The 21978-nt window shown below is 56.3% G+C and carries 12 protein-coding genes and 3 pseudogenes; 5 read left to right on the top strand and 10 right to left on the bottom strand.

Annotated elements, in window-relative coordinates; genetic code table 11:
* Nucleotides 1-138: 138 nt before the first annotated feature.
* Nucleotides 139-1188, top strand: a complete 1050-nt coding sequence (locus AC0L3B_RS25210) for a nucleoid-associated protein (RefSeq protein ID WP_231190342.1) — start codon at nucleotides 139-141, stop codon at nucleotides 1186-1188.
* Entirely contained in the window at nucleotides 1148-2581 is a 1434-nt protein-coding gene (locus AC0L3B_RS25205; protein ID WP_204512262.1) for a hypothetical protein, read from the top strand. Before AC0L3B_RS25210 ends, AC0L3B_RS25205 begins: the two co-directional genes overlap by 41 nt.
* Before the next feature lie 482 nt (nucleotides 2582-3063).
* On the opposite strand, the gene AC0L3B_RS25200 is transcribed toward AC0L3B_RS25205, so the two are convergent.
* The 3 genes from AC0L3B_RS25200 to AC0L3B_RS25190 form a co-directional block, all read right to left on the bottom strand.
* Nucleotides 3064-5427: a DNA methyltransferase gene (locus tag AC0L3B_RS25200; RefSeq protein ID WP_204512263.1), complete on the bottom strand. Its 2364-nt coding sequence runs from the start codon at nucleotides 5425-5427 to the stop codon at nucleotides 3064-3066.
* The gene (locus AC0L3B_RS25195) at nucleotides 5427-8150 is read right to left on the bottom strand and encodes a DEAD/DEAH box helicase (protein ID WP_204512264.1); all 2724 of its coding nucleotides are present in this window, start codon (nucleotides 8148-8150) and stop codon (nucleotides 5427-5429) included. Before AC0L3B_RS25195 ends, AC0L3B_RS25200 begins: the two co-directional genes overlap by 1 nt.
* A gap of 665 nt (nucleotides 8151-8815) precedes the next feature.
* Nucleotides 8816-9844: an IS110 family RNA-guided transposase gene (locus tag AC0L3B_RS25190; RefSeq protein WP_204512265.1), complete on the bottom strand. Its 1029-nt coding sequence runs from the start codon at nucleotides 9842-9844 to the stop codon at nucleotides 8816-8818.
* Nucleotides 9845-10003: 159 nt separating this feature from the next.
* On the opposite strand from AC0L3B_RS25190, the pseudogene AC0L3B_RS25185 reads away from it, so the two are divergent.
* Nucleotides 10004-10686, top strand: a pseudogene (locus tag AC0L3B_RS25185) (ISL3 family transposase); the annotation flags it as partial.
* 209 nt (nucleotides 10687-10895) lie between these two features.
* Here AC0L3B_RS25185 and AC0L3B_RS25180 read toward each other — a convergent pair.
* A complete protein-coding gene (locus AC0L3B_RS25180) occupies nucleotides 10896-11318 on the bottom strand; it encodes an AAA domain-containing protein (RefSeq protein WP_204512266.1) in 423 nt (140 codons plus the stop codon).
* Between the two features lie 5 nt (nucleotides 11319-11323).
* Nucleotides 11324-11686, bottom strand: coding sequence for a protein kinase domain-containing protein (locus tag AC0L3B_RS25175; RefSeq protein WP_283842360.1), 363 nt, complete (start codon nucleotides 11684-11686; stop codon nucleotides 11324-11326).
* Nucleotides 11687-11769: 83 nt separating this feature from the next.
* Between AC0L3B_RS25175 and AC0L3B_RS25170 the strand changes: the two are divergent.
* A pseudogene (locus AC0L3B_RS25170) lies at nucleotides 11770-13044 on the top strand (IS5 family transposase); the annotation flags it as partial.
* An 11-nt stretch (nucleotides 13045-13055) separates the two neighbouring features.
* Here the strand turns inward: AC0L3B_RS25170 and AC0L3B_RS25165 are convergent.
* From AC0L3B_RS25165 to AC0L3B_RS25145, 5 genes are all read right to left on the bottom strand, one after another.
* The gene (locus AC0L3B_RS25165; RefSeq protein WP_473381183.1) at nucleotides 13056-16139 is read right to left on the bottom strand and encodes an AAA family ATPase; all 3084 of its coding nucleotides are present in this window, start codon (nucleotides 16137-16139) and stop codon (nucleotides 13056-13058) included.
* Nucleotides 16139-17599, bottom strand: coding sequence for a hypothetical protein (locus AC0L3B_RS25160; protein WP_473381182.1), 1461 nt, complete (start codon nucleotides 17597-17599; stop codon nucleotides 16139-16141). The genes AC0L3B_RS25165 and AC0L3B_RS25160 overlap by 1 nt, the downstream gene beginning before the upstream one ends.
* Nucleotides 17600-18083: 484 nt before the next feature.
* Nucleotides 18084-18284 carry a hypothetical protein gene (locus AC0L3B_RS25155; RefSeq protein ID WP_057848204.1) on the bottom strand — a complete coding sequence of 67 codons (201 nt, stop codon included), beginning with the start codon at nucleotides 18282-18284 and terminating at the stop codon, nucleotides 18084-18086.
* 406 nt (nucleotides 18285-18690) lie between these two features.
* Nucleotides 18691-19677 carry a S1 family peptidase gene (locus AC0L3B_RS25150; RefSeq protein WP_204512270.1) on the bottom strand — a complete coding sequence of 329 codons (987 nt, stop codon included), beginning with the start codon at nucleotides 19675-19677 and terminating at the stop codon, nucleotides 18691-18693.
* Nucleotides 19678-19828: 151 nt separating this feature from the next.
* Complete coding sequence (locus AC0L3B_RS25145; protein ID WP_231190330.1) at nucleotides 19829-20563, bottom strand: hypothetical protein; 735 nt, start codon at nucleotides 20561-20563, stop codon at nucleotides 19829-19831.
* Nucleotides 20564-20870: 307 nt separating this feature from the next.
* Here AC0L3B_RS25145 and AC0L3B_RS25140 point away from each other — a divergent pair.
* Nucleotides 20871-21721, top strand: a pseudogene (locus tag AC0L3B_RS25140) (type IV toxin-antitoxin system AbiEi family antitoxin domain-containing protein).
* Nucleotides 21722-21978: the final 257 nt, after the last annotated feature.

Raw genomic sequence — 21978 nt, 5'->3', positions numbered from 1 at the left:
CAACAGACCGGCGCCCGACCACACGTTGGGGGTGGAATTCTTAACAAGGTGCAAGATTCTTAACGGAACACGACGCAAATTTTGGAATAAAAGAGCGGCGTGATTGCGATCAGTTCTCTTTTTGTTCTATGGTGATGAATGGCCTTCCTTACTGAGCAGGAACTCGAAAGCCTGCGCATCGATCAGAGCGTTTTTCATATTGTCGGCCCGGGAGAGGAACATTTTCAGCTACTGACTGCGTTCGATGCCGGTCGACACGCAGCTTTTTTCCTGGGCCGCGTCCGATCGGTCAACAGCGGAAACCGATACGAGTTTCTCGCGGACGCGCCGGTGCGGGCGCAACTGGCGCGGATCAGCCGGGATAGGGCAACTTTCCAGGAGGAAAGCGAGAAACTCGCGACAGCGTTCAATGAGGCTCACGGAGGCAGCACGGCTGTCGGTGCCTTCTTGATCTTCTCGCTGTCTTGTTCAGGTGGCCGATTATATGCACTTCTGAAATTCGAGGACGAAAAGGTTCTCAGCTACGACTACGACGTCAGCCGCGGCCGTTCGGGCAAGCCGAAGCCGACCTTCGGCGAGATTGAGCGGACTTTTGTCCAGAACCGCAATGCCCTGCAGAAGGCCGCGCTCATCAAGCTCGGCAAAGAGCGCGACGAAATCTGCGTTGTCGATCGTCAAAATCCGCAGCGGCCTGCGGCCTATTTCGAACAGTTCTTGCTCGTGCGACGCCAGCGAACGGAAGAGGAGCTGACAAGGACAATCGTCGAGGTCACGCGCAACATTGCGCACAAGCACAAAGACATACTTCCGCAGGACACGATGAAAAATCTGGCGCAACGCCTCTACGACGCCAGCCAGTCAGGCGGTTCTGTCGACGGCGAAAGTGCTGAAAATTGGCTGAAGAGCATTTTCGGGCCGCTGCCTGATGATAGCCCCGTGCTGACCGACTTCAAGGCAAAGCTGAAGCGCGAAGGAATGGCGGGCGAATCGTTCGTGCTCCAAAAGAACGCAATTCAGGCTCCCAAGAACCGTCGCGTTGAGACGGCAAGCGGGGTCAAATTGACCTTCCCTGTCGGTTTGATGTCTTCAGTCATTTCGGTGAACCGCGACAGGGGCGAGATTATCATCAGGGACAAGATCACACTCGATGACTTCGAGATCAACACATCTGGTCGAACGCGTACGTGAGCTTGTCGCGAACGGCGCCGTGGCGGACGAACGTATTGACGCCCTCGTGTTGCGAGGCCGGCTACCGTCCGTCGATGCGCAGGTCGCCTGGCTCGGCTTCGTCGACGATGTCCCACCGCCGTTCTCGTCCTTGCAAGTCTATAATCCGGGTCTCGGTGGTGATCTCGTTGGGGGTGATATCTTTGATTCGACCCGTGAGATCGTGATCACGCTCGGAAAGCCAACTGCCGACGGCTGCGCCTTCTTTATCTTCCAGTCCGACATCCCACAATATTTGGCGCAGCGAACTGTCCTTCCGCGCCTCGCGATCGCCGACTTCAATTCCACTCAGGCATTTCGCGCACGAGGATTGGAGTTCGCTTCATGGGATTTCGCGCAAACGCCACCGCGAGCCGAGCCTTTGCTTGGGTCTATCGACCCCACTCGCTATGTTCGTGACTTTGTCCCCGACCGTGAAATCGTTACCGATCTCAATCCCTGGCTATTATTGGCCGCGCCAGCGGTTTCATCGCCGGCGTACCAAGCTTGGGAAACGGTTTCTGCCCGCAGACTGTTGGGCGGTCTCGTCTCCCGCGCCTGGCTCGAGGATGGCCAGGTCTGGCTGCAAGCGGCGGCGACGCCTCCGATCTATCGCATTAGAGCCGATGATCCTGCCCTGCCCGGCGCTCGTTCTCGGTTGACTGAATCCGCCAACTGGGTTTTTCTTTCGGGGACAGATGTCGAGGCACGCCACCTGCTCTTTTCCGGTGAGTTGGCTCGGGCCAGCCGTCCTCAGCAAGATCTCGCCATGACATTGGAGCAGGCGCTTGAGGCTGCCAAAGCTGCCTATGAAGCTCACGTTCAATCATCGAGCCGCGAGACTCTGAAGGCGCTCGCCGATCTCCGCAAGACCGTGATTGATGAAACTCAGAAGGTAGCGCAACGGGCGCAGGATCTTGCGGCTACGCTCTGGCGCGACCTGGCCGTCTCGGCAGCGCCTTTTATACTGAAGATCCTGGGAGATGCGGCCAAGACACCGGGTCCTCTCATCTCTTCCTTATTCTACTTTGCGGCCGCCGTATTCATCGGCCTGTCGTTCGCATTGCAGTGGCGGATCAATGGCGCGTTCTTCCAAAGCCAAGCCTCGTCCCGACGGAGCTGGATGCAAAGTCTTTTTAGTTACATCTCCGTTCGCGAGCGGGAAGAAATCGCTGAAACGCCGATCGAACAAGCGATGAAGAATTATCGGGAGACCCGCGGCGTACTGCTTGTTGTCTATGTACTGTTGATCGGAGCTCTCGTTGCCGCCGGTGTCCACACTCTACACGATGTAACGCCCTCACCTTCGAGCCCCGCTACAGGCGTCGCGCCCAGCCCAGGACCAATTCCGCGGCCTCCGGCAAAGCCGCCGTAAATTCGAGCGTTTCAAGATTTCTACTAGCCGCGTATCCGCGATCGAGATCCAACAGGGCTTGATAATAGTCGAATGCAACTGCGATACCGTCAAGATTGCTTAGGTCGACATATCGATTCTACTTACGGACATCCGAGGTCGCTCGCGTACGACAGCGCTCATCAGCGGCGGAATATTTCGGACACCAAGGGCGGCGAGGAACTTTTTCGCGAATGCGCCAGCCACAGTGAAGCATCGCGCTGAGGCTATTTGGCGAATAGGGCAAATATCGAATGCTAAGGTCAGCCAACCCCTCTACGGGGCGCTCCCAGACTCGCGCATGCGTTAAATCCGGGCGGCCCGCTACTATCCTACTTATTGACGCCACTTGGCTTCAAACAGTTCGAAAATGCCTCTATTCCGGGTTGGCCGAAGACAGTCCACTTTCGATTTGTCCTAACACCGGTGCAGGTACCTGCACGAGACTAATCGGCGACGGACCTTCAACCGACATTGACCGGCACAAGTGTCATCGTGTCGTTTCCGAAGATATCGATTACCTTCACCGCCACGGTGTATCGGCCCGGCCGATCATAGGTGTGCACGGAGGTTACTAGCTCAAGTTCGCGGTTCTGACGGGTCCGGAAACTTTGCCATTCATTCTCAAATATGTAGCCTCCGGTCCATCGCTCCTCGAATTGCGGCATAGCCATTTCACCCTGCGGCGGCTCAGATCCCGGCAGTGAAGTAACCCCGCCAACTCCTGAACCTACCGCGACCTTGATGATTTCCTTGCGTTGCATGTAATCGAAATCCACCGCCCAGTAATCCACCCAATCGGTCCAGTGTTTGGTGAGCTTCTCTTTCTTTACAATCCCGTCCTTGCTCTTGCTCACCTTGTACAGTTGTCCCCGATCGCAGATGACGTCGTTCTTGCCCTCTTTCATCGCAGCAATCGCGGCCTCGGCCGCTCCCTGGGTGTAATAAACGGAAAAATCGGTGAGTTCGATTTTGACGGCCAGCTTGTTCTTCTTTTCATATCGCGGCGTTGCCTCGACGAAACTAACGTCGTGAAATACCACCTGCCCCTTATCTACTGCCCGCTTGTCGAAAACTTCGGCCGGAATGTATTTAGGCACGAGATCAATGCCCTTGCTTCGCGCCTCTTCGAGAACAGCGGGAAACAATCCCATCTCGAATTCAAAAGCCAACACGTCAACACGGGATGCACCACGCTTCCGACACTCCATTATGACTTCTTCAACGAACAAGCGTCCTACTGGCAGATTGATTGGGCCTATCACGACTAGGCGCCCGTTACGTGCGCCGTGAAAAAACCCGTCTTGCGCTTCCGCGCCCCCGTTTCCGCCAAAGCCCGTGGCCTTGTAAGCTCGCAGAATCAGATCACGAAATTCGCCCTCTTTTTGCGCAAGGACTTGCGCTTTCTGCGCTCCAGTCAATCGCCCCGCGACATTCAGGTAGGCCTGCCGCTCGTAACGGCCAAGGTTCAGCACCTCGAAAGCTCGAAACTCCTCTTCTGCAAGCTTCCTTTCCCGCTGCACCGCGATCAATCGCTTTCGAGTCGTGTGGATCGCAAACTTGCCCAGATCGGTGCAAATCCATTTGCGTCCAAGTTTTTCAGCGACGGCCGCAGTAGTTCCAGAGCCGCAGAAGAAATCTGCCACGAGATCATTCGGTTTGCTGTTAGCAGAAATTATGCGCTCAAGTAGCGCCTCTGGCTTTTGAGTGGGATAAAATAATCGTTCATCCGCTTGAGAGTTAATGGCGTCGATGTCGGCAAACACATCGCCAATTGCAACACCCGGCATCTCATCTAGGTATCTCTTATACGCAGGGACAGCGTTCGGGTTTGTCTTAACGACTCTGCCCTCAGCGACAAGCCTCTCCATTTTGTCTCTGTTGTATCGCCAGAATCTGGTGGTACCCATCAACTCGTATTGAGGATGTCCACGCGAACCAGCACCGGGCGCTGTCAAGTTGTCGAGCCGGTACCTTCTGCCGTCGGGATCGCGGTACGAATATTTCGTTTTAAGATACTCTTCGTCATAGGGTGTGAACTGTTGATTGAAGTAGGGCTTTGAGCCGGCTGATCTCGCATAGTAAAAGATGATTTCGTGAATGCGAGGCCAATTGAATGCTCCTTGAGTATAATCGTTCTTTGTGGTTGTCCGTTTCCACGTAATTTGATTGACAAAAGCCTCTCTGCCGAAAATCTCATCGAGAGCAATTCGAATATATCCGGCAACTCGATAGTCGCAGTGGACGTATATTGAGCCGTTCTCGGCCAAGAGATCGCGCATCAGAACTAGCCGCTCATAGATCATTGAGATGAAGCTATCCGCTCCGCGCCCCCATGTGTCACGATAAGCAATTTGCTCCAGCAAGTTTGCTTCCTTGTGGAAGGTCTCGCCGCCGATTTCAATGTCCATGCTAAAATCTGCGCCGACATCAAAAGGCGGATCGATATAGATGAGCCTCAGGCCGCCGGCATCCTCGATCTGCTGGCGCAATGCCCCGGACTTCAACGAAGACAAAATAAGCTTGTTGTCACCCCAAATCAGTTTATTCGTCCACCCGCGTAGCTGGCGACCCCGGCTATCAAACAGGTCTTCTTGCGTTCTGGTCTCGGTACGAGGTTCGTCGATATGCTCCAACGATTGAAACGGTAGGACGGTGGTACATACGTCGCGACTTTTGCCGTTCCAAACAAGCTCGACCTCACGCTTGTCCTCAAAAAGGATAAAGCGGTACTTTTCGGGTAGGGATTTTCCCTGTTGAATGAGTGTTACTAGGTCGCGCTGCTCTGCTTCGCTGAGGTCATACGATTGCTTGTCGTGGCGCGCCATCAGTGGGCCTCTTGGTATTCACGGAAGGTGCCGATCAATCCTGCAAACGACGTTGGCTTATGCTTCTCGAAGCTTTCTTGGTCGACGTAGACAAACCCAAAACGCCGCGCACCTTCGCTAACACTAGCTTCCGTTGCGTCTGCACACCACTGACCAAGCCGCGCCATCTTTTGCGGCACGTCCAACTCCTCACGGCCTTTGGTTTCGACGATCCAAACCGAGCCATCAGTGGTTCGCACGATGAAATCAGGCGTGTAGGTTGAAAGGTCGCCATTTGCTTTCACGTAGTCCAGCTTGAAACCCACCGCCATGTAGTTCTTGCCAAATGCCTGTACATCCGGCGCTGTGTCCAGGAACGACGCGAACGCCAGCTCGAGCCCGCCCGCATTCGCTTCGCCGACTATCCGGTTGAAGACTGACCGTTTGGTCAGCAAAAAATCGCGCGGTTCGGTACGAAACGGGCGGGTGTCGCGCAATCGGATGTGGCCTTCAATGCGCGAACTGCCGCTGTCGCGAATAGTAAGCGCATTAATCGCCATCCGAAAGTGATCGAACAGCACCTTGCCAACTTCAGGCTCCGACAGATTGCGCAGAACTACCGGGTCTTCGAGATCGACCGTCCGGACGAACAGATGATCGCGAATGAAGGTCCTGACCTTGGGATAAAGTAGATCATAGCCGCCCACCAGTCGCAGATCCTTCAGAAGCTGCCGTGCGAAAAACGCGACAACAGAGCGATAATCTGCGTTTCCGCTGTTGTCGAGTTGGATCGTATGATCGACCTCCGAATCCAGCATGGTCTTGAAAACAATCTCGCGGGTCTGTTCGGGCGTGAATGCCTTGACAGGTAACTTCGGGTTCTTAAACGCTCCGGGGTCAAGCTCACTGAGGTCCTTGAACTCGCGATTAAAGCGCCGGGTCAGTCGCGGCAGCGCAATATCGAGCGAATCAATATCTTTATCCGGTGCTTCCGAATCCACTTCGACGATCAGAGAGTCCTGCCGCTCTCGTCCAAAGGCGCCGCCCATGGCAACGCGCTCGAAAGTTACGCCCTCGCTTTGGATCGACTCGACAAAATCCATAAATGCGGGAGTGCCCATAACGGAGACCGTTTCGCCTTGTTCGCTGCCGAAATACATCCGGCGCAAGCCACGCCCGAGCGTCTGCTCCGGCAGAATATTGCTTTTGGCAGCAAACGCGCGTAGCCCAACGACGGTGGTGACGTTTCGAACGTCCCACCCCTCCTTGAGCATCAGCACCGAAACGATTGCCTTGTATGGCGATTTCCAACCATCAATCGCATTGGATTGCTCGCGCAGAAGGTCCAGCTCCTCTTTTTTTTTGCCGGAAGCCGCTTCGGAAATCTCACCGTTGTTCTTGGTGTGGATCACAAGAACTGCGTCCTGCAACTCCGGACAAACCTTCTGCAAGTATGATCCGACCTCATCACAATTCTTGGTATCGTCAACCATGACGAAAAGTACGGCCTTTTTGCCTAGCTTCTCGTGCTCAGCATAGCACTTGCGCCACTCCTCGACGCCGAGTTGCAGATAGTCGGCGTACTTTTCGGTGATAAGCGGACTCTTGTGCTCGGCAAGCTTTGCGCGGCTGGCGGCGTCCGGGAGCACGGGATGCTTGACTACGTTCTGGGCGATCGCTTCGACGAGGGGATAGTCACTCACGGTTTGAACGAAGATCGCGCCATTGTCGTGCCGTGGCGTAGCTGTCACATCGATCTGAAGTGCTAGCCGAAGGTCCTTTTGCAGAAGGCGGTGGTGGATGTCCTGAATGCTCTGAAACCAGGCCATGCTCGGGTCATGGATGTGGTGCGCCTCATCGTTGAATATGGCTAGCTCATCAATCTCTCGTACGATTTCACCGAGGTCTGTGTTGCTATCATTCGTCTTGCCAGCAGGCTGTGCCCCAAACGGTGCTAGGAAATAGTCACGAAGATCATCATCTTCGAGCGAAGGTTCCGGCACATCGCCAAGATAGACTCGATGAATATTTGTGAGAAAAATGTTGCCCGCCGGACGGACGATGCGGACGTCATCTTGAATATGGAGCGCAACTTGAAAGTCGTCTCGCCAGTTGCGCCCCGCATGGCCATTGTCCGGCAATATCGGATCGTTGAAAAAGATACGAAGCCCATCAAAATCTACGCGCAGCCGATCCAGCACAATGATGTTGGGTGCGATCAGCAGGAAGTTTCGTGAAAGGTTCGAGTTTGCTTCATAACTCTTGTGGAAATAGCTCCATGCGATCAGCAGCGACAACACTTTAGTCTTTCCCGCGCCCGTGGCCATTTTGACCACGAAACGCAGCCAGTCTTCATCGAACATATTGGCGGACACAGCGCCGGAAGCATCAAAGCGCAGGAGGTCGTACTTGTCCCGCGCACCTCGTACATCGTAGAGCCAGATAACGGTCTCGACGGCCTCGCGCTGGGCGAAGTAGTAGCGGAATTCCATTTGAGTGCCGTCCGCCTGTTCGACGAGGTGGCCGGTCTCAAACCACCAAGTCAACAATGCGCGGGATGTGTTCGAGGCTCCTGAGTATCCTGCGTCCCGCCACGCCTCCACCTCTTCGCGAATTTTGGCAACCAGCGGCGGTAGCAGCTTTTCATACGCGGTACTGCGAAGCTCTTCTGCAGCCGGAAACCAGCGAGTATGCGGGGAGAGTATTTCGTAGGGAGACTCAGGAAAATCGGGGTGCAGTGCCATAAAACTCGCTCGTAGAAGAAAGGTCCAAAGCGGCATTGCCGTGTATCACAACTCGGAGCACTTCAATAACAAGATTACATTGGGGCCTAATCCAGCCCGAAGATGGCTCTCCGACTTTGGTTGTGTATCTTTCTTGTACGGCGCGCATGTGCAGCGGTAGCGAATTCCGACCTAGTACCCATCCACACTTATTAGTTGCAAGTTTTCGTTTCAGTTGTCACATTGTCGCTTTGGAGGAGTCCACGCAGTCTTTCGAATGATGCCAAATCATTCGACGACAACATCCTTAGCTTTTTCGAAGCATTCGACGCCGTTGATGTCATTCGGCCCTTTAATTGCGGTTTGATGTCAAGTGGTGTCTCCTTTCTTGAAGGCGGTAGCGCTCGACCTGTCGGAGCCCGCCATTGCGTAGACAGGGCGAGCGCGGGTGATGACGATGCCAGTCCGGTTGCGGTTTGGCGGCGTTGAGCCTGATGCCATCGCTGGGGTCATGGTCCTTTCCGAGGTCGCGCAGCGCCTCATGATGATGTCCGGGGCGGACGCCTCAACGTCTGCAGCGGGGTACGGTCAAGCCGCCACCAGCCGAATGAACGAGGTCGTCACAACCACCTTCCCAGCGGGACATCGCCAGTCCGGCGAACCGGACCAGGAGCTAATAAATAAAATCAGGCTTCCTTCGCCTGATCCCAATCGAACGGTGTGCCATCGACCCAGACGCAGTGGAGGATCACGGCGATCTTGCGGGCGATGGCGACTTTTGCCTTTCTCATGCCAATTCGCTTGGCAAGCTTTATTCCCCAAGCCTTGAGAGAAGACCATTTCTTGGTGCGATAAAGCAGCACCGTCGCCGCCTCGAACAGGTAAGCCCGGAGCAGACGGTCGCCCCATCGGGATATCTTTCCGTTGATGTCCGTTTCGCCAGATTGGCTGCGCCGCGGTGTAAGACCCAGATAGGCGCCGACGCTTGATGCGGATCGGAAGCGCGATGGATCATCGATCGTATTGCGGAACGTCAAGGCAGTCACCACGCCAACACCAGGAACCGTCATCAGGCGACGCGTCGTCTCATCCGACTTCGCCAACTGGCGGACTTCGTTGTCGAATGTGCCTTGTTGCTTGCAGATCTGCTCATGGATCGACAGAAGCGGCGCGACCGCACTGAGGAGCTGATGATCTTCACCCAATAGCTCGCGAACCTGATTGCGGAATTGCAGGCCGATCGCACGGGGGAACAGCAAGCCGTATTCTTTGATGAGACTGCGGACCTGGTTCTCGATATCTCGACGAATGGCCACGAGCCGGGATCTCGCCACGAGTATCGCACGGATCTTCTGACTTTCCTCGCTCTTGACCTTGACTTCTCGATACCACCCAACCCGTACCAGTTCGGCCAGACCTCGAGCATCGTTCTGATCGCTTTTGTTCATGCGCACTGACAACGCCGCGTGCGCATGCCGAGCGTCGATACAGACCACTGGAAGATCAACCCTACGAAGCTCGTGCCAAAGCCAACTCGCCATCGCCCCGGTCTCAAAACCAATGCGCTCGGCGTGTGGAGCTCGCTTGCGAAGCAGTGCCGTGAGCGTCCCGGGGTCGGACTTGGCCTTTCCCTCGAACAAGACCTGACCTACCTCGTCGACCACACATACTGACGTTTCTTTCTGCGAGACATCCAGCCCAACATACTGCTTCATAGCCCCTCCGATTCGTAAGATTGCGGAAGACTAGAAGATAGCGGACCCTTCGTGCCGCGGGCGCCGACCGCAATTACGCCATCGTTTGCAATATTGGCTCTGACTCATTTCTGATGAAGTTCGCCGGCGACTGTGGTTCTTCAACGGAGAATCGGCGCCATGCGGACAGGCTTTCGAATTTCATCGCTAGGACCGAGTGGTTTGGTGTTTGATGGCGTAAGTGATTCAGAGGATTCGGTTATTCTGGCTGTTCGGTCAGAGGCTGCGGAGGCCCAGTGCCCTTTGTGCGCGACACTATCGCGCCGAGTCCATAGCCGCTACATCCGGCACGTGGGCGATTTGCCATCAGCGGGCAGAAAGGTGCGCCTCCGATTACTCACGCGGCGCTTCACATGTGAGGTGCTGCATTGCCGCCGGCGGATCTTCGCGGAGCGGTTCGGAGAAGGCGTCGTTCCGCTTCGACGGCGTCGGACGGCACGGCTCGAACACATCGTCCATCACCTGGGGTTGGCGCTCGGCGGCCGGGCGGCGGCAAGCTTCGCCAAGCGGCTCATGCTGCCATCAGCAACGATACCTTGCTGCGGGTGGTCCGCCGGCGGACGGCGATGCCGATGGATCCCTTGCTTGTTGTGGGTATTGATGACTGGGCGTTCCGGAGAAATCGTCGGTACGGGACCATCGTGTGCGATTTGGAGCGCCGGCGGATCGTTCCCCTGCTGCCCGACAGGGAAACTGCGACCGTTCGGGCGTGGCTATCGAAGCACCCGGGCATCAACATTGTGTCGCGAGATCGCGGTGGTGGATATGGCGGGGCAGCAGCCAAGGCGCTGACCGCCACTGTGATTTGCTTAGCTTGACGATGTCCAGCTCCCTCCAGACGATCCAGGACCATCCGGGCTCACTCTACTTCAAGCGGATTCTCGAACGTGTTTCCAATTTGCCGTTCCGCTCTTCGCGGCTCCTTGGACGTCGTATACCAAGTTATAGGCGCCTCAATTTCGGGCGTGAGCTTTAACCCATGAGATTTAATGGGACTCCGGAGTGTCTTGTCCTAGAAGCATGCGCTCACCAAATCGCCTATCGGTTCGATCATTCGCCGCTGGATCTTAAGTTCTGCACGGCATGCCGACGGCAGCCCTTGAGCGGCGGCAATCATTCGATCGAGTACGGTCGCGCGAATCTCTCTCTTTTCGTCGAACTTTTCGATCAGCTCTTCGCCTAGGTCTTCAAAAAATGGAGGCAACTGCTTCGGATCGCCAACGATGATCCATCGATGGCTCCTTGCCAGAGGTACTAGGATTTCTGTAGCCGTTGCTTTTGACGCTTCATCCACGATGCACAGATCGAACTCGACGTCGTCGACACCTTTTGTCCCAGCGATGCCGACACAGGTTGCTGCAATGATTTTGGAGGAGTTCATCACCGCGGCATTAAAGTCGCCCCCACGCCCAATTCTAAGATTCCAGCTTTCCAAGAGCGCTAGCCGATGTTCTTGAGAAACGCATTCCAGCTCACCGCCCCGCGACGAAGAATCCAGTCCTCCAGATTTTCATCAATCCACTCCATGGCGAGAAACCAGCGTCCGGTGGAATCGCGATCAACCGTAATCAACTCAACAATATTTGGATGCTTGAGCCGCTCCAGGGCAGTGACTTCGCGCTGAAAAGATGCATTGGAGCGCTCCTGATCAGCGTGCTGCTTCATTCGTTTGACCGCAACGAAATGACTGGATCTCAGATCGACGGCCTTTTGGATCGTGCCCATCCCTCCCTCTCGGATCTCTGGAAGCAGAAGAAAGCGCCCGCAAAGAGGCTCTGGATTTGAGGATGTCGACTCAGTCATAATTAGGAAGCGCCTAAAATGAGCTTTGCAGATTAGGGGATTTAAACATTTTCAACACTGATGGTGGCAGCCGCGCGCAATACAATCTGAAGCACGAGTTGGTTCTGCTTGCCGGCAAGATCGATTGGGACTGCATCGACGGCGAGATCGCGCCGCTCTACAGCGAGAACGGCCGGCCGGGGATCGAGACCCGCTTCATGATCGGGCTGTTGTTGCTCAAGCATATCTACGGGCTGTCCGATGAGGGGGTGTGCGAGCGCTGCGTCCACGACCCTTATTTCCAGTTCACCGGCGAAGAGTTTTTCCGGCACGCTTTCCCGCACGAACGCTCGGACCTGAGCCATTGGCGCAAGCGGCTCGGCGACAAGCTGGAGCTGCTGCTGGCCGAGAGCCTGCGGGTGGCGCACGAAGCCGGCGCCTTACGCAGCCAGGACCTCAAGCGCGTCACGATCGACACCACGGTGCAGCCGAAGGCCATCACTTTCCCGACCGACGCCAAGCTGCTTCATGCGGCCATCCAGGGCCTCAACCGCCTGGCGAGAAGGCACAGCGTCAGGCTCCGGCAATCCTATTCTCGCGTGGCGAAGGCCGCTGCGATGATGGCCGGCCGCTACGCCCATGCCAAACAGTTCGGGCGGCATCAGCGGCAGTTGCGTATCCTGCGCAGCCGGCTGGGCCGGATCATCCGCGACATCCGTCGCAAGATCGAGGGCCAGCCAGCCCTCGAGGAGGCATTCGCCCTTCCGCTTGGCCGAGCCAGCCAGATCCGCTCCCAGCAGCAGCGCCAGCGCGGCTGGATGCTCTATTCCTTTCATGCCCCGGAGGTGGAGTGCATCGGCAAAGGCAAGGCCTCAGCCCCTTACGAGTTCGGCGTGAAGGCCTCCATCGTCACCAACAATCGCCGAGCTCCCGGCGGCCTGTTCGTACTGCATGCCAGCTCGCTGCCCGAAAATCCCTACGACGGTCACACCTTGCGGAACGTCATCGACCGGACCGAGACGCTCACCGGATGTCCGATCGAGCGGGCCTATGTCGACAAGGGATACCGCGGCCACGATGCTCAAAATCCACGTCGCGTCTTCATCTCCGGCCAAAAGCGCGGCGTCTTCGGCGTCATCAAGCGCGAGCTGCGCCGCCGCTCCGCCATCGAGCCCATCATCGGCCACATGAAGACCGAAGGTCACCTCGGTCGCTGCTACCTCAAAGGCCGTGCCGGAGACGCCGCCAACGTCATCCTCTCAGCCGTCGGCCACAACTTCCGCCGCATCCTAGCCTGGCTCAGAGAACTCTTGTGCCTGTTCCTGGTCCGACTATGCCGCGTGCTGGCCGGTCCAGCCCCGCTCAATTCGCCTTCTTAACGGACGACTAGTCAGGATGAATATTGAGGCACACTCTCCCGATGCAGTTCAATCTTGCGGAAGGCCTCCCCCAAGAAGTCGAACTTGCGTTCGAACATTGCAGCGAGCTTGTCGTTTGCCGTAGCAAAGAAGATCTGCCGCCTCTTCGATAATGCAATTTCCCTCAAATAATCGAGGAAGGAAAGACAGTTCAGATCGTCGACATGAGCAATCGGATCATCAATTAGAATGATAGGTGGAGCGTGGGTAAGCTTCATGTTCTGCGCCAAAAACATCGAAAGTCCAAGAGCCGCGCGCTGTCCCGTGCTGATATCGGAAAGCTTCGCGAGCGTGCCGTCTAAGCGACGAAGCGTAGTCACTTCGTCTCCTAGCCCTGCGAATTCTTGTGGAGCGTGAATCTGACCGAAGATTGACTCGATGGCTAAACGATTGTGGCTGATGGCCTCCTGCATTGCGGCGTGCAATGAGTGTTCACGTTGCAGCCTCTGCAGAACATTCACGCATCCTGAAAGTTGCCTGATCCTTGGCAGCAGCTTCCCGAGAGCCTCAGTCAACGCCGCCTTCCTGTTTGCAGTCTGCGTCTGAATGATGTTGTTGTCTCTTTCACGCTGTATCGCCGCTTCAAGCTCAGAGGCGAGCTGTCTAACGGCCTCCGCTTCTACAGCTACTTCCCCTAGCGGCTTGGTCTTTGGGATTGTGAAAGTGTCGCCGATCTCCGCAAGTTTCGACGCCAAACTGGCTGCCGACGCACTATTCTGCTCAAGAGCGGCGAGACTGACTTTCGCCTGCTCGATGGTTTCAATTCTCTCCTTCAACACTGCACCGATCTGAGCTTTGTGCTCTTCGGCTTTCTGAGCACAGGCCTGAAGGTTATTGTGCTGGTTTTGGCGGAATGAAGCAATGGCCCTAGATACTTGTATGATAGAACCCTGCGTCCAGTCGGACAACGGAAAACGCAACTTAACAAGTTCGACGCGAGTAGGTTCGACCTCGCTCGATGGAAGTCCCTGCTCGTCCATTTGCTCCAGATCTTGCTGGATGGACTTTATCGAGTCCGAATACTGCGAGAGATCGGCATTATCGGCTTCTATCGCTGCGGCTATTTTCGCTAGCGCTGCATCGACCGGCAATCCCGCCCGGTTTGCGAAGATCACGAAAGATCTGGCCGCGACCTCATCCAACGCCGCAGACTCGCCGGCTTCTTCTGCTTCGCGCACTCGCGTGAGAACTCGCTCCTCCTCTTTAGATATTGACGCGCTGAACTCGGAATTGATATGGGCGATGAGATCCCCCGCTTTGAATTGAGTATGACACAGCGGGCATTCAGTCTCGTTGCGTGTTTCACCGAGAAGCATTAGCGCGGTAATCTTAAGCTCCTCGACGAGGTTCGCGGATCTCTCACGAGTTGATTGAAGTTGGCTATAATCTTTTTGCGCCCTTTCCAAACTGGCACCGATCTGACTGCGTGTTACGGAAGCACGCGCTAGATTTTGAGAAGCCCCAACTTCAGGATTTTGCGCTGCGGCCGCCCGAATTGCTGCTTGATCTATCCCTCCAAGCCGATCAAGGACAGAGGCCATGGCCTGCCGGAGCCTGTTGAGGTGCACAAGCCGGGCAGGTATTCCTGCTGCGGCATATCGAGTTGCCCGCTGCAGGACTAGAGACGCCGCGTCGGCGCGCTCAATTTCGCTGACGCTAATGTTAATTTCGCGCTCTAAACCCGCCAAATAATCGATGTCAGCCGCGATCTTCTGCCGCGAGGCGTCCATCGACCTTGCAAAGCGTTCCAGGACTGTTCGCGAGGGCGTCGCTGGAAGCGGCAGAGCAGCTGCCTGCCGCGCTATAGCCAAAAGCGCCGACAGCGGACCCACAAGTTGAGCAACCAGTTCCTCTGCGCTCTCTGCGGTGGGAACCTTCCACCCCTGTTCTCGCAGCGTGTCGACGAGAGTGTTTCTTATCGGGTCCGAACTCGCACCTTCAGTCAAGCTGGAGAGGAGGTTCTCGAGCTCTGTGACTTGACGTTGAATCGCTCGTTCTTCCTCCCGCAGGTTTTTCAGGCGCGCTTTCGCATGCTCGTTAACTCTAACTATATTGTCCCATGTTTTGGCAGCGTCAGGTCCGATCAGTAACTTTGACAGCTCGTCGTCGAGCTTTGTTGCTTCGTCAGCCAAGCGGACGGCCGCATCTGTATCGAGGAAATTGAAACGGGCGAAGCTGGAGTAGAGATTGTTGGTCTGCACTTCGGCTTGTCCATACCAGCTCAAATTTCGCTGCCGGAAGAGTCTAATCGGCCGACCATCGTCGGCGAGCTCTGTTTCGTCGTCGGCGAATGTTGCGCGGAACTCATAATCCGGCTTGTCGCTGGGCGAACGTTTGTTACGACCACAGTAAAGTAGTTCGATGGCCTCCAATAAGGAGGTCTTGCCAGCCGCATTAGGGCCGGTGATTAAGTTCACTGTTCCGAAATCAAAATGCCGCTCAAGTGGGTAGGGTCTGTAGTGGATTAGTGACAAGCGATTGAGCTGACGCCCAGGAAGAGCTGCGGCCTGCGTGGAAGGACTTGGTGCTGTCGTCTTCTGCACATTTCCCGTCTCAATTATCGACATCCGCTTCGGCATATCGAGATCGCCCCAAATGGCGCGGCCGAGGCCAGCTTCCGATAGGCTGCTGTTCCAGATGGTAAGAACACTAGGCCTGGTCGTCTGTTCAGGCGCGACTGCACGGGGCCGGAAAATGCCGCCAAGCTCTCGCTCGGCTACGAGAAATTTCCGAGCATAAGTGCGATCCTGCTCCAAAAGGCCCCGTATGTGCATCGACTCGGCCGAGCTAAGTAGATCATCGCTCGCGATAAAATACAGATAGTTGTTCCATTGGAGACTTTTTGCCCCTTCAAAATAATGCTGGCCAATGATCCGGTCTTGATAAGATCGGAGATCGGAAAGCGTTCTCGGAATTGCGTGTCCACAATCTAGGTAGCAAATCGCGAACGGCCGCGAGCCATCACGCCGCGTGAACTGCACGACGCTATCGCCAATGCGCTGCGCATCGGGGAAATATTCGCGGACAAGAGACGTCATCTCTGTTGGCGTCATCATTAATTCTGCCTGGTTAGATCGAGATCTGATGTGCTTCGAGGATCATCAAATCTAATGTATCGATCCGCCTTAAACCGATGAAGATTCCCCTGACGTCGAAACCAGACTACTAGACGCTGGCGTGATGATATCGAATCGTCATCGCTTGCAGAGGTTCGCCGTAGATTTTCCGACATTTGAGTGGCAATTCTCTTGACGATCGCATCGTCCGCTTCCTCTCCAAGATAGATCGCGGTCGCGCGTTTACCTCCAGCAGAGATAATATTTTGGTGCGGATGGGAGGCTCGCCAATCCATGCTGAACCCCCCTTCTAAGTCAGCTAGTGCAGGAGGGCGCCTATTTCCATCGGAGAGCATTTGCCAAAGTGAAGCGCACCGCGCCAAGCGGCCTGAGCGGAAGTCAGCCGCGTCAGCGTCCGTATCTTGGCAAAAAGTGATGCGATGGATGACTTCCGTGGTTTCGATACGGAAAGAGTCCAGCTTATGTACTTTGTACCACTCGCCAATGCCGATCTTACCAGCACAAACCGCCAGCGCCCGCTCTGCAGCGACAGGATTCGCATCGTAAAGGCGCTTAAGTTCGCTTTTTGCATTGCCTGATTGGGATAGAATAGCGGCAAAGCCATCGGAGGCCATGGCTTGCCCGCAAAGTGCGATAGTCGTCGTGTCCCACACAAAGACCTGCTGTAGCTTAGGACCTGCGCGGCGAGATACTGAGGCGGGCACTCCGGTGTGCGCAACTTTTGTTGCCTCGATGAAGTAGATACCGGGGAGGTAGTTGATAAACAGCGCATGGGCGCGTGAAGAATTGAGCCACGTGTAGTAGAGGCCACGCTTGTGATTATGGCAAATCATCGGGTCGCCCGCGTCGAAACCCTTAGGGCGCAAATACCACGCGGACCCCGAAGGGTTAGCCCAAGCCTTCTGTTTTCCGTTGGACCACTCACACACACCGGCCGCCCAATTGAGGCAAATGAGTTCTGTCTCGTCACCGGCGTAGGTGAACAGCTTCTCTCGATACTGGCGATACTGGTGCTGTCGCGGTTGGGGATTAAGCTGAATGTGCAGAATTAGGGAGCGCTGATATACTGCAACAGCGTCTGCGTCCGTGAAAGCGAATGCGTCAGAGCATATTAGTGAAATCAGGCGCAGGCTGCCGGCGCCTCCAAACTGATAAATGGTCGAGCCTTGGTGCAGATGTTCAATTTCATAGGCATCGCCCATCGGGTGAGTTTTGAACTGAACGAGCAGAACCAGTTTTGACGCGGCTCCGCCAATCGAATCGGCCAAAAAGACGTAGACTAGCGGATCCAGGAATCGGTTGGGCCGCTCGACCATGTCCTCGAAGACGATGTTTGCTATGTCGGCGAGGTCCGCTTGATAAGCCTTGAGCTCTGTAAATGCTAGGCTTTCGCACCCAAGAGCCCAAAGCTTCCCTGCGGTCGCGATTGCGTACGCCATGATCACTCGCCTCGATTACACCTTCCGGCTGCGCCAAGAGAGCAGTGTAGCTGCTAACATCTGGAACGAGGGCGGCCAGATTGGGTGCGCGCAAATCTGCCTTGGCAAGGGCTTGGTCAACGGGGAGTATCTTCAGGGTGACCTCAGAGAAGAAATGTTGAGGTGAATAGCCAGACAAACTTCTTGTGCTCGGAGGAAGCGAATATTGCAATGCTACCTTAGCATGCAAGCGCCGATGGCGCGAATCCCAAACTTCTCTAAGATGTCGGCCTTGTCAAAGAGGCTCGCCTACTTAGTTGCGACATGGCACTTCTTTTCTGCTCAGCCTGCCAAGGTGTGCTTCTAGTCAACCGCAGCTGCGGCTGCCCAGCTGAAGTCATAATGAGCGCTCAACAACTTCATTGTGACAACAGCGACAAGAACGCAGATTGCAACAACGTTCTGGTCGAGAACACTCTATTGAAGCGCGTCATGATGCCGCCTTCTAGCGCTGATGACCGAGCCGGATTCCAAGCTTGAGCGCCTTTTGGCGGAGTGAGCCTTCGGAGCGCTTTGTGAGCTTCGCAATTTTCGCAACAGGAGTCTTCGCTTTCGAATGAGCGCGCAGCTCCTTCACGTCAGCCTTTGTGTATTCGCGACGAACAGGTTTCTTCTTCGTAGCCGTCTTCTTCGCCTTCTTCGCCACTTTTCGCTCCTCGATTCGAGAGTGGGCGTACTAGCACAGCCGCATTGAGGCGCAACTCTCTATCAGTTGACCCTGTCCGCTGGTCCGATGCGTGAACTCGCTCACGATGTCAGTTTTGACGGCGATTTGATGCCCGAGAGATTCGGTCCGTGCCCGAAGTTCAAGCACGAACTAATGCGCTGCTCGCGGCCGGTATGGCCACCGGTGCTGCCAATTCAGCCACGACGAGCGCGGCATCCAGACGTTTGGAAAGACCCCGGGCCGGGCGCTGGCGCGCCTTCACGCCGACCTTCGTAAGTGCGATTTCTCGTTCTTGCTTGGTAATCCAGCGGCCGGCCAATCCGGCGATGGCGCTCGTTAGAAGGGGAGGTGTCGCGGTGGGACAGTTCCCGACTCATGCGCGTCACTATCGCCCATTCACGCGCATCCAGCCTTCCCGGTGTGGGTCGACAGAAACGACGGCGAGGTCTCTCAGTCCGCGAGTCTCGGCGAAACGCCTCGCTTGCTCAGCATCCTGCGTCGCGTGGACGAGCTCGCCTGCATCGTCAAAAACGCCGTGACACAGGAAGCGTCCGGGATTGTTGGGATCGATCGAACCCAAGATCCGCTCGGCCATGTTCCAGCCTGAGAAGAAGGTTGCCGTACCGGTCCCGCCGGCGATACCGCTGCTGACCACGCCTATGACGTTGCCGGTCTCGTTGAAAACCGGGCCGCCGCTCATGCCGCCCGGCCATTCGGCGGCGACTCTGATCACCGGCCAGGGGCGGCCGCGTGCCCCATCCGCCGGCTCCGCATCCGTGATCTCGCCGAAAGATCCATACAGGTATTGGGAGATCGGTCGTTCCTCGCTGCCCTCTTCAGCATCAAGGTCCGGGAAGCCGAGTGCGAGCACGCGCTCGCCGCGCACAGGCCGCCATCGCCGCAGATCGAGCGGCCAGTACGGTGTGCCCTCGGAGGATTGCGTCGCAGGGCGGATTCTCAACACGACCAGTTCCGTCAGATTCCGAAGACGCGGCTTCTGGAACGGCGGGGCCTCGACGCCGCAGAAGGCGTACGATCCAGCCAGTGGTCGCCAAGCGTCCGCGCGTAGTCTGATCAGGCCGAACCCTGTCTCTTCGACCTCGAGCGCTGCGAGCCGCAGCCCTGGTTGAAGCACCGCCCCCGTACCGGCTTCATCAACCTCGAAGAGATCTTCTAGGACGTGGAATGCCGTGAGACAACGGGACCATGGATCGATGCGAAAGGCCGTGCCGTGGCCGACGGGGCGGTCGTCGGATCGCCTCGGATCGAAGCTGAACAGCGGCAAGACCCTGGTGCGGATGTCTGGGGCCTGCACGAGAAAGAGCCCCCGGTCGTCCACCTCTCCGGGCTTGGGCTCGACCGGGAAGCTCATGCATCGCCTCCACACGCATCTGACTGGCTCAGCTGCAACTGGAAACGCCAAAGCGGCGGCGCCTTTTTGGCACAGCCAGCCCTGATAGGCGGCTCGCCCCATCCCGGCCCTTGTGACGACCAACGCAGAACGGTTTGTCCGTTGCGATGGGTCAACGAGGTTGAAGCCATTGGACGGTCAATTCCTGATGTTGCTTGCCGTCCTCCCAGCTCAGGGTCACCCAATTCGTTGATGTTGGATAAGAGATCAGGATTCGGCAGGGTCGATATCTGGCACCGGCCAAGGACGGATGCTTGCTCAGATCAGGCGCTTCGAGCAGCAACTCGAAGCGAAAGCCCATGATGTTAATCGCCAACGCTTTAATATCATCCTGCTCGTCCGTCAGCGGCTGGAACTGAAAGCGCGGCCTGTTTTCCATGATGTTGCCGGTGTTCATGGTGCAGTACAGCCCCGCCCCTTCGGGCCAATGCCGCGGGTCGTCAAGCATGTCGAGAATTGCGTCATCCCGCGAGAACGCGCCCGACAGTCGTTCTCTTCCGCGTGCTAGGTTCCGGGACACAGCCGCTGCCTTGGCAGTTTTCAAAATCCAGCGTTCGAGGTCATGCCCGGATAGAATGGCGTGTCGCGACCCGGCATCGTGTTCGAGATAAGATTTGAGCGAGGCGAAGAAGTAATGTGCGGAGGCATCGAGCGGGCTCAGCGCGCTATTGTGCTTGGTACAAAGGCATTTTGCCTGAGGTGGGGCCATGATCTTCGTTTCGCCCGCTTGCAGCCACGGAACGCCTGCGATCGAGAACTCGCCGTCGCCCATCAATACGCGGCAGACAGAATCCGAAATGATGTGTTCGGCCGAGATTGGGGGAACACATGACCCCAATTCTTTCATGTAGCATTTTTCGACTCGTCCCGTGGCAGGCAGTGCGCTGAGTCCAAGGACAGCGGGCGACTTGTGCCAAGCCTGCCCGTTTGAGCAACAAAGGCGCGCGGTCTTCCTCGAACCGCACGGACACGGTCCGTTAAGACGGCTTCCCTTTTTCGCTTTGCTTCACCCATGGCTGCACCTTGGAGTTCGGAATGGGATTGGCACGCCCGGCAAGACGGATTTCGAGAATGATCTTTCTGCATCGTCAGACTTAGCAAATTTGCAAATATATAAACTTGCTATCAGTTTGAAACTATACGTACTGCTGAGCATGACTAAGCTTTCTAGAGGAAAGCTAAACTTCCTCGAACGTACCCTCCCGGAAGGCCTCGTGGTCGATGCCGGGTGGATGACGAAACACGGCTATTCGACAGGTTTGCGCAGCCAATATGTCTCAGCGGGCTGGCTGGTTCAGCCGACACGTGGGACCTTCAAGCGTCCGCTTGGTACCCTGACATGGCAGAAGGCCGTCATATCGCTTCAGACACTGCTTGCACGCTCCCTGATCGTCGGAGGGCGAACAGCACTCGAACTGCAAGGGTTTTCGCACTACCTCCGGGCTCAAGGGCCGACTGTCGTTTATCTGTACGGTCCCGATGCTCCGCCCGGATGGCTCTTCAGGCTTCCGCTCAAAGAGCGCTTCACATTCGGCAAGAGCACAACGCTCTTCAAAGCCGATCCGGCGACGAAGGGCTCAAGAGCTTCGCCCGGAATGTCCAGAGCAATCGCCAGCGCAGCCGCCGATGAATTCCAGGCAGGCCCATTCAAGCAGATATGGGCCAGGGCGAATGGCCGCTCACCGTCTCATCGCCCGAGCGCGCGTTGCTTGAACTGCTGGACGAGCTGCCGAACAGCGAGAGCTTCCACCAGGTCGACATGCTTGTTGAGGGCTTGCGCAACCTCAGTCCCCGCAAGCTGCAAAAGCTGCTGGACGATTGCCGAAGCGTGAAGGTCAAAAGGCTGTTCTTTTGGTTTGCCGACCGGCACAACCATTCATGGCTGAAGCAGATAGACCGTGACACGGTCGATTTGGGAAAGGGAAAGCGCATGCTGGTGAAAGGCGGAATGCTCGATCCGAAATATTTGATCACCGTGCCGGAGGATCTCGGTGCCCCTGTCTGACCGCTATGCGAAATCGCCATAGTCGGCCTCGCCGTGATGGGAAGTTCGGCGTTCTACGCGCTTTCGCGCCGTGGGGCCGATGTAATCGGGCTCGACCCTCTAAGTGTGGGTGAGACTCGCGGATCCTCGCACGGCTCATGCCGGGTGTACCGACGGTTCAATTCGAGAACAAGGCCTATATACCAACACGCTGAGGGCGGACTTGCGTCCGGACGACGGCAACGAATCCATCATCGCCCGACTTCCCGATGATCCAC

This window comes from Bradyrhizobium sp. Kon56 (assembly GCF_055807635.1).
This window is presented reverse-complemented; position numbering and strand designations above follow the sequence as displayed.